General features: G+C 72.8%; 12 protein-coding genes. 11 read left to right on the plus strand and 1 reads right to left on the minus strand.

What is annotated here, in order from left to right; translation table 11 throughout:
* Nucleotides 1–2 precede the first annotated feature (2 nt).
* Nucleotides 3–935, plus strand: coding sequence for a dTDP-4-dehydrorhamnose reductase (rfbD, locus tag ABZ272_RS11500; protein WP_355049822.1), 933 nt, complete (start codon nt 3–5; stop codon nt 933–935).
* A gap of 8 nt (nt 936–943) precedes the next feature.
* On the opposite strand, the gene ABZ272_RS11505 is transcribed toward rfbD, so the two are convergent.
* The gene (locus tag ABZ272_RS11505) at nt 944–1,996 is read right to left on the minus strand and encodes an NAD-dependent epimerase/dehydratase family protein (protein WP_355049823.1); all 1,053 of its coding nucleotides are present in this window, start codon (nt 1,994–1,996) and stop codon (nt 944–946) included.
* Nucleotides 1,997–2,215: 219 nt separating this feature from the next.
* Between ABZ272_RS11505 and ABZ272_RS11510 the strand changes: the two genes are divergently transcribed.
* The 10 genes from ABZ272_RS11510 to ABZ272_RS11555 are packed head-to-tail and all read left to right on the plus strand — an operon-like array spanning nt 2,216 to nt 14,384.
* Nucleotides 2,216–3,286, plus strand: coding sequence for a sugar transferase (locus ABZ272_RS11510; protein ID WP_355049824.1), 1,071 nt, complete (start codon nt 2,216–2,218; stop codon nt 3,284–3,286).
* A complete protein-coding gene (locus ABZ272_RS11515; RefSeq protein ID WP_355049825.1) occupies nt 3,279–4,844 on the plus strand; it encodes a lipopolysaccharide biosynthesis protein in 1,566 nt (521 codons plus the stop codon). The genes ABZ272_RS11510 and ABZ272_RS11515 overlap by 8 nt, the downstream gene beginning before the upstream one ends.
* Nucleotides 4,841–5,692, plus strand: a complete 852-nt coding sequence (locus tag ABZ272_RS11520; protein WP_355049826.1) for a class I SAM-dependent methyltransferase — start codon at nt 4,841–4,843, stop codon at nt 5,690–5,692. The genes ABZ272_RS11515 and ABZ272_RS11520 overlap by 4 nt, the downstream gene beginning before the upstream one ends.
* Nucleotides 5,689–6,540 carry a class I SAM-dependent methyltransferase gene (locus ABZ272_RS11525; protein ID WP_355049827.1) on the plus strand — a complete coding sequence of 284 codons (852 nt, stop codon included), beginning with the start codon at nt 5,689–5,691 and terminating at the stop codon, nt 6,538–6,540. Before ABZ272_RS11520 ends, ABZ272_RS11525 begins: the two co-directional genes overlap by 4 nt.
* Complete coding sequence (locus ABZ272_RS11530; RefSeq protein ID WP_355049828.1) at nt 6,540–7,847, plus strand: glycosyltransferase family 2 protein; 1,308 nt, start codon at nt 6,540–6,542, stop codon at nt 7,845–7,847. Before ABZ272_RS11525 ends, ABZ272_RS11530 begins: the two co-directional genes overlap by 1 nt.
* Nucleotides 7,840–9,000, plus strand: a complete 1,161-nt coding sequence (locus ABZ272_RS11535; RefSeq protein ID WP_355049829.1) for a glycosyltransferase — start codon at nt 7,840–7,842, stop codon at nt 8,998–9,000. Before ABZ272_RS11530 ends, ABZ272_RS11535 begins: the two co-directional genes overlap by 8 nt.
* Complete coding sequence (locus ABZ272_RS11540) at nt 8,997–10,313, plus strand: hypothetical protein (RefSeq protein WP_355049830.1); 1,317 nt, start codon at nt 8,997–8,999, stop codon at nt 10,311–10,313. The genes ABZ272_RS11535 and ABZ272_RS11540 overlap by 4 nt, the downstream gene beginning before the upstream one ends.
* Nucleotides 10,310–11,257, plus strand: coding sequence for a glycosyltransferase family 2 protein (locus ABZ272_RS11545; RefSeq protein ID WP_355049831.1), 948 nt, complete (start codon nt 10,310–10,312; stop codon nt 11,255–11,257). The genes ABZ272_RS11540 and ABZ272_RS11545 overlap by 4 nt, the downstream gene beginning before the upstream one ends.
* On the plus strand, nt 11,257–12,456 hold the full coding sequence (locus ABZ272_RS11550; protein WP_355049832.1) for a glycosyltransferase: 1,200 nt from the start codon (nt 11,257–11,259) through the stop codon (nt 12,454–12,456). The genes ABZ272_RS11545 and ABZ272_RS11550 overlap by 1 nt, the downstream gene beginning before the upstream one ends.
* Nucleotides 12,456–14,384 carry a hypothetical protein gene (locus ABZ272_RS11555; RefSeq protein WP_355049833.1) on the plus strand — a complete coding sequence of 643 codons (1,929 nt, stop codon included), beginning with the start codon at nt 12,456–12,458 and terminating at the stop codon, nt 14,382–14,384. The genes ABZ272_RS11550 and ABZ272_RS11555 overlap by 1 nt, the downstream gene beginning before the upstream one ends.
* Nucleotides 14,385–14,459 lie beyond the last annotated feature (75 nt).

The following is a 14,459-nucleotide window of genomic DNA, read 5'->3' on the forward strand; positions in this document are numbered from 1 at the left end:
TGATGGGAACAGAAGTCCGCTGGCTGGTGACCGGAGCGCGCGGCATGCTCGGCCGCGACGTCGTCGACACGCTCCTGCGTCAACCCGGTGCCGTCGTGACCGCCGCCGACCGCGCCATGCTCGACGTCACCGACCCGGTGGCCGTCGCGCGCCTGGTGGCGGGTCACCACGTCGTGGTCAACACCGCCGGCTGGACGAACGTGGACGCCGCCGAGGACGCCGAGGACGCCGCGACCGCCGTCAACGGCACGGCCGTGGCCCACCTGGCACGGGCCTGCGCCGACTCCGACGCCCGCCTCCTGCACATCTCGACCGACTACGTCTTCAGTGGGACCGCCTGCGCCCCCTACCGGGAGCACGACATCACCGGCCCGGTGAACGCGTACGGCCGGAGCAAACTCGCCGGCGAACGGGAGCTGCGACGACTCCTGCCCGAACGCGGCTACATCGTCCGTACCGCCTGGTTGTACGGCGAGCACGGCCGCAACTTCGTCGCCACCATGTTGGCGCAGGCCGCCGAGTCGCCCGAGCTACGGGCGGTGGCGGACCACACCGGCCAGCCGACCTGGAGCCGCGCGCTGGCGCGGCAGTTGGTGGAGCTGGGCCAGGCCGCGCACGGGAACGTGGCGCCGCCGGGCATCTACCACGGCACCAGCGCCGGCCACTCGACCTGGTACGACCTGACCTGCGCGCTGTTCGACCTGGCCGGGCTCGATCCGCGTCGGGTCCGGCCGGTGCCGCACACGACGTTCCCGCGCCCCGCCCAGCGTCCCACCTACGGTGTGCTCGGCCACGACGGGTGGGGCATCGCCGGAGTCAGCCCGCAGGCGCGGTGGCGGGAGCAGCTCGCACAGGCGCTGCGGACGCCGGCGTTCGCCGCTCTCGCGGAGACCGCCCGCGCCCGGTCACCCCACCTTCAGACGTCCGGGCGGTAACCCGGCCGCTACTGCGCCGCCATCACCTGGTCGACATCGCGCACCGGGGTGAGGACCTGGCCACCGTGGCGACGGCGGGCATCGCGCACCGTCATCCGCACGCCCTCGACGAGGCCGACCTTCGGGTACCACCCGAGCAGCTCACGCGCCTTGCGGGTGTCCAGTGCCATGTTCCGCACCTCCCCCAACCACGGCAGCGGCTCGTACCGGGCGGCCGTCATGACCCCGGAGGCGTCCCGGACGGCGTCGTACACCTCGTTGATGCTCGCCTGCCGGCCCGAGGCGATGTTGACCAGTCCCGTCCCGGGATGGTGACAGGCGACCGCCACCGCCTCGGCGACGTCACTGACGTGGATGAAGTCCCGGGTCTGCGCGCCGTCGTCGTAGATCACGACCTGCCGGCCACGCACCAGGGCATCCGCCATCAGGGACACGACCCCGCAGTCGCCGCCCTCCTGTCGCGGTCCGTACACGTTGCCGAAGACCATCGAGGTGTACGCCAGGCCGTGCTGCCGCCCGTACCAGTCGAGGTAGTGCACGCCGGCGGCCTTGCTGATGCCGTACGGGCTGACCGGGGCGATCCGGTGGTCCTCGCGGATCGGCAACTCGTCGGCGGGCACCCGGCCGAAGATGGCGCTGCTGGCGGCGTTGATGACCAGCCGGACGCCACTGCGCACGCAGGCGTCGAGGACGTTGACGGTGCCGAAGACGTTCACGTCGGCGTCGTACAGGGGCGAGCGGCGGGCCGCCGGGACGCTGGGCTGCGCGGCCAGGTGCACCACGACCTCAGGCTGCCACTCGTGCACGATCTCCAGGCCCTCCGGGGTACGGATGTCCCCCGTCACCACGTCGGCCTCAGTCAGCCCGCCGTACACGGCGTCGGCGAGGTTCTCGAGCCGCCCGGTGGAGAAGTTGTCCAGGACGCGCACCTGACTCCCCATCAGCATCAACCGGGCGACCACGTGACTGCCGATGAAGCCGGCGCCTCCGGTCACCAGAACGCGCCGTGGCACCGGGACTGCCGACGGTTCGGGACTGACGGCGGTGTCTGGCAGATCCATCAGGAACTCCTCAGCACGACAGGGGCCAGCAGCCGACGAGCGGCGTCCAACTCCCCGAAACGGTACTTTTCACTCCCAAGGTTGGTCCATATCGGGTTGTTCGTCCCCGGAATCCTTTTTTTGCCGTTTTGACCTTCTTGGCTCTTTTGTCCCTAGACACTTGCTCCCGGGAGGCCGGTGTGCATGCCGCGCAGGTTCGCAACGGAGGAGGTCGACGCGTTGAGGAAGACCCGGGGTCCCATCACGGCGGGCCAGTCTTCGGCGTCGCTCGACCGCGCCGAGGTCTCGTTCGGTGTCCACACGGCACCGAGGTCGCCGGCCGGATCCCGTCCGGGCACGCCGGCCCACCGCGCCGAGCGGCCCGGACGGGCCCCGAAGCCCGAGCAGACCCCCCGGCGGGTACGCGTGATGGTCATCGAGCCCGATGACGTCCCTGCCGTGCCCGACCGGCTCGACGAGGAGTTCGACGTCGCCGCCCGGCTGCCGATGCCGGCGCGCCCCGCGGACGTGACGGCGGCCCTGGCCCGTCTCCGCCCCCGAATCCTGCTGCTCAAGCACTCGCTGGAGAGTATCGACGAACGCCTCATGAGCGTTTGCCTGAGCGCCGGAGTCGAGATCATGGTGCTGGCCCGACCGGTCTACGGCCTGCTGCGGGCGCCCGCCATGGCCCGGTTCGGCGGGCTGCCCTGGATCCGGCTGGGCTCCGGCGCGGGCCGCCCCCGGCACGAGCGACTGAAGCGGACCTTCGACCTCGGCGTCATCCTGCTCAGCGCCGTCGTGGTGCTCCCGCTGATCGCGGTGATCGCCGCCGTGGTGTCGTTCACCGGCCCGCCGTTCTACCTCCAGCAGCGCGTCGGCGCGGGCGGCCGGCTGTTCCGGCTGGTCAAGTTCCGGACCATGCGGGTCGGCGCGGAACAGGCCACCGGTCCCGTCCTCGCCCAGCCGGACGACGCCCGGATCACCCGGGTCGGACGCTGGCTCCGACGCTCCCGCCTGGACGAACTCCCTCAACTGTGGAACGTCGTGCGCGGCGAGATGAGCCTGGTCGGCCCGCGCCCGGAGCGCCCGGAGTTCACCGCCGGCTTCGAACGCCTGCCGCACTACGACCTACGCCACCTGATCCGCCCGGGACTGACCGGCATCGCGCAACTCACCGGCGGCTACGCGGCCACCGTGGAGGACAAGCTCCGCTGCGACCTGCTCTACCTCAACTGCCGTTCCATGCGGGTCGACCTGGCCCTGCTCCTGCTGACCGTCGTCGAGCTGTTCCGAGGGTTCCCACGTGGGTAGCGCCTCCGACGCGGTCGACACCCGGATCACCCGCAACACCGCCAGCATGCTGGGCGCGCGGGTGGTCATGGCGCTGTCCGGGCTGGTCTCGGTGCCGGTCGTCTACCAGACCCTCGGCTCGCGGGAGTTCGGGGTCTGGATCGTGCTGTCCGGCCTGCTGGCCATGGCCGCTCTGATCGATCTCGGACTCGCCTCGGCACTGGTGCGCGAGGTGGCCAGGGTCGGGAGCGCGGCGGACCGCGACCTGGTGCGACGGCTGCTCGGGCTGGCGCTCGGCTGGGCCGCGCTGCTCGGCCTGCTCACCGTGGGAGCGCTCGGTGCCCTCTGGCCCTGGCTGACCGGGCTGCTGCGGCTCGGCGACCTCGCCGGGGAGGCGTGGCACGCCACCCTCTGGCTGATCCTGGGCCTGGTGGCCGGCGCCGTCGAGCTGCCCTGGCGCGCCGTGCTCGAAGGCGGCCAGCGGTACGGGTCGCTCGCGGCGATCAGCGCCGGCACCGCCGTCCTCGGCGCGACCCTGGCCATCCTGGCGGTACGCCTTGGCGGCGGGCTGGTGGCACTGGCCGCCTCGGCCGCCGCCACCGGCGCGATGCGCACCCTCCTGCTCGCCGGGGTCGCCCACCGACAGCGCCCGGACCTGTCGCCACGCTACGGACGGCTGGGCCTGCGCGAGGTCCGCCGGATCGGCGGCTACGGCATGCGGGTGCAGGTGTCCACCGGAGCCGGCATGGTCAACGTGGAACTCGACCGTCTCATCCTCGGCGGGGTCTACGGTCCCGCCGTCGCCGGCGACTTCGATCTGGGCACCCGCCTGCTCAACCTGCTGCGGCTACCGCCGGGTCTCGCCCTCGTCGTGCTGTTCCCCGCCGCGGTCGCCCGATCGGTGGACCGGGGCGCCGCGTGGTCGGACCGGTTCCACCTGACCGCCACCCGCTACCTGGCGCTGTTCCTCGCCCCGGCCGCCGCAGCCCTGATGGTCAGCGCCGACCCGCTCATCCGGCTGTGGCTCGGGCACCAGGTCGCCTGGGCCACGGTGAACATCCTCGTGCTCACGCCCGCCTACGCCCTCAACCTGATCAGCGGCGCGACGACCGTCGTGGCTCGGGCCGAGGGTCGACCCGGGCTGGAGACGCGGTACGTACTGCTCAGCGTCGTGCTCAACCTGGCCCTCACGGTGCCGCTGATCTGGCTGTGCGGGCCGCTGGGCGTACCGCTGTCGACGGCGCTGGCCGTGGTGTTCAGCACCGGGTACTTCCTCGTCTACTTCCACGCCGCGACGGCCCGCCGTCTCGCGCCGCTGGCACGGGCGATCTGGCCGCCGGTCGCCGTGGCGGTCGCGGCCGGACTGGTCGCCAGCGCGGCGATCCCATACCTGCCGGACGGCCCGGGGCGACTCGACGCCGCTCTCGCCCTCGCCACCCGGGCCGGCCTGACCCTGGTCGTCGCCGCCACGTTGCTGGCCGTCGGCGGGCACCTCACCGCGACCGACCGGACCCGGCTGCACCGGCTCCTGCGCGCCCCCGCAGACGTCCTGTCACCGACGGCGGGTGGTCCGCGATGAGCGTCGACCGGCAGACCGCGCGGTGCCTCGTGTGCGGGCCACGGCAGAACCACCGACCCGAACTCGGAGGGCTGCTGCGGCGCTGCGCGGCCTGCGGATTCGCCTGGACCACACAGGAGCAGGCCGAGGCGGACGGGCGCTACGACGAGGACTACTTCGCCGACGGCGGCTACGACGACTACTTCCGGGCCGGGCCACGCCGGTTCGAGGCGAAGCGGCGGCTGCGCTGGCTGCTCTCGGCCACCCGACCCACCGTCCTCATCGAAGCCGGCTGCGCCGGCGGCTACTTCCTCGAAGCCGCCCACCACGCCGGCATCAACGCCACCGGCATCGAAGTCAGCCACGCCGCCGCCACCTACGCCCGCGACCACCTCCACATGCCCGTACGCCAGGGCTACTTCGAAACCATCGCACCCACCCTCACCGCCGACACCATCTGCGCCTTCCACGTCCTCGAACACGTCCAAGACCCCCGCGCCTTCCTGCACGCCGCCCACACCACCCTCACCCCCGGCGGCTGGCTCGCCCTCGAAGTACCCAACATCGACTCCGCCGCCGCCCAACGACTCGGCACCGACTGGCCGGGTCTGCAACCGCGCTACCACCGCTGGCACTTTACCCCCGCGACGCTGGTCCGACTCGTGACCGACGCCGGCTTCGAGGTGGTCCGGCAGGACACCACCGTCTTCCGCTACTACATGCCGCTGCGGTACCGGCTGCGGCACGCACGACACCTCCTCCCCGCCGACCTGGTCGGGCTCCGCTCACCGCGGCTGACCCATCCACGCCTCGGCGACCTGCTCCGGGTGATCGCCCGGACGCCACGAACCAGACGGAGTACGCGATGAAACTGGATGGGATCGAGCTGGTCCGCTGCCGGCTCTGCGGCCGCGCCGGCGGTCACTCGCCGACGCTCGGCGACCTGCTGTGGAGCTGCGCCGACTGCGGCTTCGTCTGGACGGCCGGCGACGCGCCGGACCCGGAGGAGTTGTACGACGAGGCGTACTACACCACCGACGGATACCAGGAGTACTTCGCCTCCGCCGCGCAACGCCGGTTCGAGGCGAAGCGGCGGCTGCGCTGGCTGCTCTCGGCCACCCGACCCACCGTCCTCATCGAAGCCGGCTGCGCCGGCGGCTACTTCCTCGAAGCCGCCCACCACACCGGCATCAACGCCACCGGCATCGAAGTCAGCCACGCCGCCGCCACCTACGCCCGCGACCACCTCCACATGCCCGTACGCCAGGGCTACTTCGAAGCCATCGCACCCACCCTCACCGCCGACACCATCTGCGCCTTCCACGTCCTCGAACACGTCCAAGACCCCCGCGCCTTCCTGCACGCCGCCCACACCACCCTCACCCCCGGCGGCTGGCTCGCCCTCGAAGTACCCAACATCGACTCCGCCGCCGCCCAACGACTCGGCACCGACTGGCCCGCCATCGCTCCGGCGTACCACCGGTGGCACTTCACCCCGGACACGCTCAGCCGGATGCTGGTGGAGACCGGCTTCCGGGTCGTCTCGCACGACACGGTCTTCTCGCGGTTCTACTGGCGACCGGCAGCCCGGTGGCGCAACGCGCGCAACCTGCTGGTCGCCGACGTGGCCGCCAGCGGCTCACCCCGAGTGACGCACCCACGCCAGGGTGACCTGCTGCGGATCTTCGCCCGGCGCGACGACCGGAGTGTGTCGTGATGGGCGCCCCGCTGCTGTCCGTCCTGCTGGTCAGCTGGAACACGCGCGAGCAGACCCGGCAGTGCCTGGAGTCGCTGGCCGCGACCGCCCCCGCCGACCTGGACTACGAGGTGGTGGCCGTCGACAACGGCTCCTCCGACGGCTCCGCCGACATGCTCTGCGACCAACCCCGGGTCCGCCTGATCCGTAACAGTCACAACACCGGCTTCGCCGCCGCCGTGAACCAGGCGTACCGGCGCTCGACCGGGCCACTCGTCCTGCTGCTCAACAGCGACATCCGGTTCCACCCGGGCGCGCTGGGCCGGATGATCGACCACCTGCGGGAGCGGCCGGACGTCGCCGGGGTGAGCCCGCTCTACCTGAACCCGGACGGCACGTTCCAGCAGCACTACGTCCAGCAGCCCAGCTTCGTGGCCACCATCGCGCTGGTCACCGCGCTGCGCCGGCTGCCCGGGTTCCGTCAGGCGCTGAACCGGTTCCAGATGCGCGGTGAGGACTTCAGCCGGCCCCGACGGCTCGCCTCGGGAAGCTGCATGCTGCTGCGCCGTGCGGTGCTCGGGCGGCAGACCATCTTCGACGAGGCGTTCCCGGTCTACTGGAACGACGCCATCCTCGCCCGGCAGCTCGAACAGGCCGGACACCAGCTCTGGATGATCCCGGACGCGGTGGTGACACACACCCGGGGCGCGTCCTGCCGGCTCCTCGGACCGGCCATCCGCTTCCGACACCTGCTGGGCAGCATGGTCACCTACCTGCGGACCACTGAGCCCCGGCACCGGATGGCGGCGTTCCAGGTCGCCCTGGTCCTCGACCACCTCGGCAAGCGGCTCCTCGGCCGCCCCGTCCAGCTCGGAATGACCGACCTGCTCGCCGCGCTGCGCGGCGACGTCGGTCCGCTACCCGACGGCGACACCCGCGACTGGGTGGTGCTGTTCAGCCGCGACCGCTGGTCGGTCGAACGGCACCAGGCGTTGTCGGGCCAGTTGGCGCCCGGGCAACGGTTGCTCTTCGTCGACCCGCCGGGTCGTCGTCCCCGCTGGCGGTGCGAGATGACCCCGGTCGGCTCGACGGCCTGGCGCGCGGTCGCGCCGACCGCGCTGCCGCTGGGTAACGCGCTACCGCCGGTCAACTGGATCAACCGGCGGATCGCGGCCAGCGTGCTGCGTGGCTGGCTGGACCGGCAGGCCGGGGCACGCCTGCTGCGGCTCGACGACGAACGCGCGCGTCCGGTGCTGGGCCGCCTCGGTGAGGACGAGGTGCTGCCGGCCGCAGCGCCCCGGCCGATGGAACGGTCGGGTCGTGGCTGATCGCACGCCCCGCCGACCGGAGGCACCGGCCGACCCGACGGTCACCGACGACCGGGACTGGGTGGTCGTCTTCAGCGGCATCCCGTGGGCGAACGGCGCCCACCGGCAGCACGCGCTGGCGCGCGAGCTGACCGTCGACCACCGGGTGCTCTTCATCGATCCCGCCGGGCACCTCCCACGGTGGCGGCTGCGCGTCCGGCAGGTGGGCGACGGCCTGTGGCAGTGCGCCGGGCCGGCGCTCCTTCCGCTCGGCCGGCACGTACCGCCGGTCAACCGGGTCAACCGCTGGTTCGCCGCGCTCCGGCTGCGCCGCTGGTTCCGCCGGCAGAACCACTCGGTACGGCTACTGTGGCTGGACGAGGACCTGGCCGCGCCCGTCGCCGCCCGACTGGACGCGTCCGCCGTCGTGTACGACGCCACCGACCTGGACTGGACGTTCACGCGACCCTGGAACCGCCGACACCTGCGGCGGGCACTGCACTCCGCCGTCGGCGCGGCCGACCTCGTGCTCGCCTCGTCCAGCGCCCTGCCGGAACGGATGCCCGCCATCGACCCCGCGCCGGTGGTACTGGCCAACGGCTGCGATCCGGAACACTTCTCGCCGGACGGCCCCGTCGCGCCCTGGTTGGCCGGGCTGCGCCGGCCACTGATCGGCTACAGCGGTGCGGTCGACACCCGCGCCTTCGACGCGCGCCTGGTCGCCGAGGTCGCGCGGGCGCACCCCGAGTGGACCTTCCTGCTGATCGGACCGTCCACCCGGGCCGGCCGCGCCCCGCTGGCGCACCTGTCCAACGTGCACCTGCTGAACCCCGTCGGCTTCGCCGAGGTGCCGAACATCCTGCGGGCCTGCGACGTCACGATCATCCCGTACCGGGTCGGCAGCCTGGTGGACTACGTGCACCCGAAGAAGTGCTACGAGTACCTCGCCCTCGGCAAGCCGGTGGTCGCCACGCCGCTGCCGGCGCTGCACGCCCTCGCCGACGTCATCGCCCTCGCCGGCGACGCGACCGGCTTCGCCGCCGCCGTGGGCGACGCGCTGGACGGTGCCGGCGTACTTGAGCAGGCCGCCCGACGCCGGGCGGTCGCCGTCCGCAACACCTGGGCGGTGCGGGGTGTGCGGCTGCGTTCACTGCTGGCGGGGTTGCCGCGATGAGAGTGCCGATCGTCGGACCCACCGTGCTGCTCGGCGGCGCGGGGATGGGCGCCCTGGTCACCATGGTCACCCTGCTACCCGGCCCGGTCGGGCTGGCCGCGGCCGCCGGCGTCCTCTGTTGTGGCGTGTTCCTGCTCTGGCCCTGGGCGGTGCTGCCGGTCGGCATCATCGGCGGCGCCGTGATCGGGGCCATGCTCAGCGGCGGTGACGTCCGCGGGTTCATCGCGGTGAAGGTGCTGCTGCTGGCCGCCGGCGGCGTCGCGCTGGCCGTCCGCCAGTGGCTCCGCGTGGAACGGCCAACCCGGCGTACGCCCGCCGACGTCGGCATGCTGTGCCTGATCGCGTTGACCGTCGTGGCCGCGATCTACGGCCTCGCCGTGGGCAACCGGGCTGAGGAGGTGCTGGTCGCCGCATACCAGATGGCCACGATCCCGGTGTACTTCTTCGTCGCGACACACACCCTGACCACGACCCGCCGGATCCTGGCGGCCGGCGTCCTGTACGTGGTGTTGGCGGGCGTCTTCACCGCGCTCGCCGTCACCGCGCCGGGGCGGCACGGCGGCCTCATCACCGTTATCGCGATCCCGCCGCTGATCTGGGCCGCCGGTCGACTGAGGGGTTGGCGTCGTGTCGGCGTCCTGCTGCTCGGCGGGTTCTTCGCCGTCGATGTCCTGCTGGCCTCGTACCGGGGAATCTGGCTCGCCGCAGCGCTGGCCCTGCTGATCGTGGCGGTCCGTGGTGGGCGCACCGTCCGGACCGGGCTGGCCGCCACCGCCGCCGCCGCCATCGCGGTGGCGGCGGTCCTGGCCCTGCAACCGGGGGTACGGGACCGGGCCAGCGAGATCACCAAGGGTCTAGAGCAGTCGGCCGGCTACCGGGGTGTGGAGTCGTCGGTGGGCCTGGGGGTCTTCGCCGACCAGCCACTTGTCGGTGCTGGCCTGGGGCAGAGCACCCGAGGCGTCTACCTGTCCGGCTTCACCCTCACCGACGTCGGGCCGGTCTACCACGCCTTCTACGTCACGGTGCTGGCCAACATCGGGCTGGTCGGCCTCCTGCTCGTCCTCTGGCCGATCCTGCGCAGCGTCCGCGTCGGCCTGCGTAGTCGGAACGGGATCACGCTGCCGTTCGCGGCGCTGTCCTGCGGCTTCCTGGCCGCCGCCGTCTTCGCCGCGCCGACCGACGGGCACTGGGAGCTGGGCCTGTTGCCGGCGCTGACCCTGCTCACCGCACAACAGGAAGGTGCGCCGCTCCGGCGACTCGCGGGAGCCCCGCTCCTGCGCCGGCCGCTGCACCGGACGGGAGTCCCGGCATGAGAAACGCCGACGCCACCGCCGTGGTGGTGACCCACAACTCGGAGCGGCAGATCGTCGCCGCCCTGACCGCGCTGGCGCAGGAGGGGCTGCCGGTGCGGTTGGTGGACAACGCCTCCACCGACGGCACGGTCGCGCTCGTCCGACGCCGCTTCCCGGAGGTGACGGTCCTCGCCAACACGACGAACACCGGCTTCGCCAGCGCGGTGAACCGGGGCGCGGCCGGGATCGACTCCGACGTCGTACTCCTGGTCAACCCGGACTGCGTGGTCACCCCCGGTATGGCCACGGAGCTGGTCCGGGTCATCAGGAGCCGGCCGTCGGTGGGCATCGCGGGACCGCGGCTGATCGACGCGCACGGCCGGATCGCGATCAGCGCGCACCGGTTCGAGTCCCTCGGCACGGTGCTGGCCAGCCGCTTCGGTGGATCGCTGACGCCGGTCGCGCTGCGCCGGCTGCTCACCGGCCGGCAGCGCCGGGCCGCCTACGACGCCTGCGTACGGGGATCGCAGCCGGTGCCGGTGGACTGGGTCTCCGGGGCCTGCCTGGCGGTGCGCACCGATCTGTTCGAGGCGGTCGGCGGGCTCGACGAGGGCTATTTCCTGTACTACGAGGACGAGGAGCTGTGCCTCCAGGCCGCCCGACGCGGCGCCGAGGTGCTGTACGTGCCGGCGGTGACCGCCCTGCACATTGGCGGCGCGAGCAGCTCCGACCCGGCCTGGATCTGGCCCCACCTGTACCGCAGCATGCTTCGGTACTTCGCCCGGCACCGCGCCGGCACCCTGCGCGCCGTACGTGGTGCCGTGTTGCTGCGCGCGCTGATCGGTATCGGTCTTGCCGGCGTGCGGATGCCCCTGCAACCCCGGGCCGGAACGGCACGGCTGCGGGCCTGGGCCCACATCGGCCGGATCGCGGTCACCGGAGGAGAGACGAGAGGAGGAGCGTGATGCACGTCCTGATCACGGTCGTCGGCAAGCGCACCGAACACTGGACGGACCTGTTCGACGTCCTGTGTGAACAGCCGGACGTCACCCTGACCGTCCTCGCCGCGGACGTGTCGCCGGTGACGCGACGCGAGCTGGCCCGGCTCGCCGGCCGGCACCTGGGCCTGCGGTACCACATCGTCCCGCACCTGCTGGGCGAGTCGCTGACCGGGCACATGGCCTCGGTGCTGTTCCGGCTGCCCGGCCACCACGACGTGACCACCGCGCGCCCCGACATCCTGCACGTCATCGGCGAGGCCGCGTACTTCACCACCTGGCAGGCCCTGCGGCTGCGGCAACGCTGCTGGGCCGGCGTGCCCACCACCCTGTACGCGGCGCAGAACGTCGTGACCCGGTTCCCGGCGCCGTTCCCCCGCATCGAGCGGCAGTCGTACCTGTCCGTCGACCATGCCTTCCCGATCACGCCCGCCGCGCTCAACGTGCTGCGGGTCAAGGGATACCGGGGTCCGGCCACGATCGTGCCGCTCGGTGTCGACACCCGGGTCTTCCGTCCGCTGCCCACCGATCCGGCGATGCGCCCGTTCACGGTCGGATTCGTCGGTCGGTTCGAGCCGCACAAGGGCGTGACGGACCTGCTGCGCGCCGCCGAGCTGATCGACTGCGACGTATCGCTGGTCGGGGACGGCAGCCTGGGCAGCGAGATCGAACGGGCAGCCGCACGACGGCCCGGCCGGGTGCACCGGCACGGCTGGGCCGGGCACTCCGAACTGCCCGCTCTGCTGAACCGGATGGACGCGTTGGCGATGCCGTCGATCGAGGTGGTGCAGCGCAACACCCTGCCGTGGATCGGCATCCCGCTTCGCGAGCAGTTCGGCCGGGTGCTGGTCGAAGCCATGGCCTGTGGCGTACCGGTCGTGGGCAGCGACGTGGGCGAGATCCCCTACGTGGTGGGCGACGCCGGCCTGGTCTTTCCCGCCGGTGACGTGCCCGCGCTGGCGACCTGCCTGGCGCGGCTGCGCGACGATCCCCCACTCGCCGGCCGGCTGGCGAACCAGGGGCTGCGCCGAGCGCACGCCGAGTTCGACTGGGCACGCATCGCCGACACTCTCTGCGCCACCTGGCGCGGGCTGCGGTCCCCCACCCGCCCCTTTCGCACACCGCCCGCCGAGGCCGGGCATTCAACAAGAGAGGCGATCGCCTGATGAGCGCGTCGATAGATGTCAAGGGCCTGCTCGGTGCCTCCTGGCGCCGCGTGGGCGTACCGCTGATCGGCCTGTGCGCGGGCCTGGCCGCCGCCCAGGGGGTCACCGAACTCCTCCCGGCCCGCTACGAGGCCGAGGCGTCCGTGCTGGTCAGCGCCGACCAGCCCGACGAGAGCCGGCCGGCGGACCTGGCGCTCGCGCAGAACCTCACACCCACCATCGCCCGACTCGTCGGGTCGCGGGAGGTCGCGATCGAGGCGGCCCGCACGCTGCAACTGCCGGAGCACGCGGTGCTCGGCCACGTCAGCGGTGAGTACGAACTTGGCCTCCAGATCATCACCGTGCACGCAAGCGCCGGGTCCGGCGCGCAGGCCGCCGCCATCGCGAACGCGGCCTCCCGTGCCGCCAGCGAACGGCTCAGCCAGTTGGACATGGGCGGTTCCACGAGCATCAGGGCGCGGGTGCTGGACACCGCCAGCGCACCGGTCACGCCCGCGTTCCCGAAGCCGTTGTTGAACGGCGTGCTCGGGGCCCTCGCCGGTCTGCTGGCCGGCTGGGGCGCGACCCTGCTGCGCGACCGGTTCGACAGCCGGCTGCGCGACGTGGGGCAGATCGAGGCGCGCCTCGGCCTGCCGGTCCTCGGGGTGCTGCCGAAGCTGCCGCGCCGATTCGCCCGCCATCACGCCTCCGCGCTGTACCGGCGCACGGACGTCGCCGACGCCGTACGCGCCACGATCTCGACGCTCAGTGTGCTCAGCGCCCCGCTCCCGCGTCGGCGACTGCTGGTCACCAGCGCCCACGACGACGACGGCAAGGCGTTGGTGACCGCGCTGCTCGGTCTCGGCATGGCCGACGAGCACTGCCGCGCCACGCTCGTCGACGGCGCGGTACGGGACCCGGTGCTGTCCGGTCACTTCCCGGAGGCGCCCTACACGTGGCAGCAGGTGCTGACGCACAACTGCGCTCCGGTGCGCCTGGTCGACTACCCCACCCTGACCGTGCTGCCGGCCGAGCCCCGCGAGGGCTCCGACACGCAGTCACTGAACGAGTTGGGCGGGCTCCTCAACACGCTGGGCGAGGACGAGGACTGCGTGCTCGTGCACGCGCCGCCGATCCTGGCCGGACGGGAGATCTCGGCCTTCGCCCAGCACGCGGACGGTGTGCTGCTGGTCGTCCGCGCCGGCCGGACGAACCTCGACGACAGCACCCGGGCGGGCCGGCTCGTCCAGCGGCTCGGCCTTCCACTGGCCGGTGTCGTGGTGATCGGCGCGGAGTCGCGGGCGGACCAGCGCGTGGCCGGCCAGCACCCCACGGCCGCGCTGGACCCGGTCCACGACAGCCTGTCGCTGCCGTCGGCGCGATCGGGCGCTGTCATCCGCGAACTGGTCAGCGCGCTCGTCGAGGACTCCTCCAACAGCACCGGCGGGCGGCATCGCCGGCAGACCGGTGACACCGGCGGATCCAGACGCCCGCCCGGCAGTGGCAAGACGGTCGAGGGCACGGCCGTGGAGCGCCCGACGCCGAGCACCCGTCCCGTCCCGGCCCCGGTCGCGCCGACCCGCATCGAGGACGCCATCACCGAGCCCAACCCGGTGGTGACGGACGTCCCGGAACGCCCCGAGCCGGCGCCGACTCCCCCCGCCCGATCCGGGCCGGCGGACGGCTCGCCCGCCCCGGGCAGCGCCGCACAGGTGAGCGTCCTCGGCCGTCCACTGGCCCGGCCCGAGACGACCTGGCGGTCGGTCGCGACCAAGACCGCCGCGCCGTCGTCGTCCCCGCAGGCGTCGGCCCCCGATCTCGCGCAGCGGTGGCCGGCCTTCGGGCAGGAACTGCTGACAGCCGCGCGACCGGCTCCGGACCGGCCCGCCTCGACGGCCATCGTCCTGCGCCGCGCGGTGGCCGTCGGCGACGGCGAACGCTGGGGCTGATGACTGTCAGACACGGCGAACGGCTGACCGCACACCGTGGGCGGACCGCCCAGTTGCCGATCCAAGACACCGACA

Origin of the sequence: Micromonospora sp. NPDC005979 (assembly GCF_040614415.1) — a bacterium.
GTDB lineage: Bacteria > Actinomycetota > Actinomycetes > Mycobacteriales > Micromonosporaceae > Micromonospora.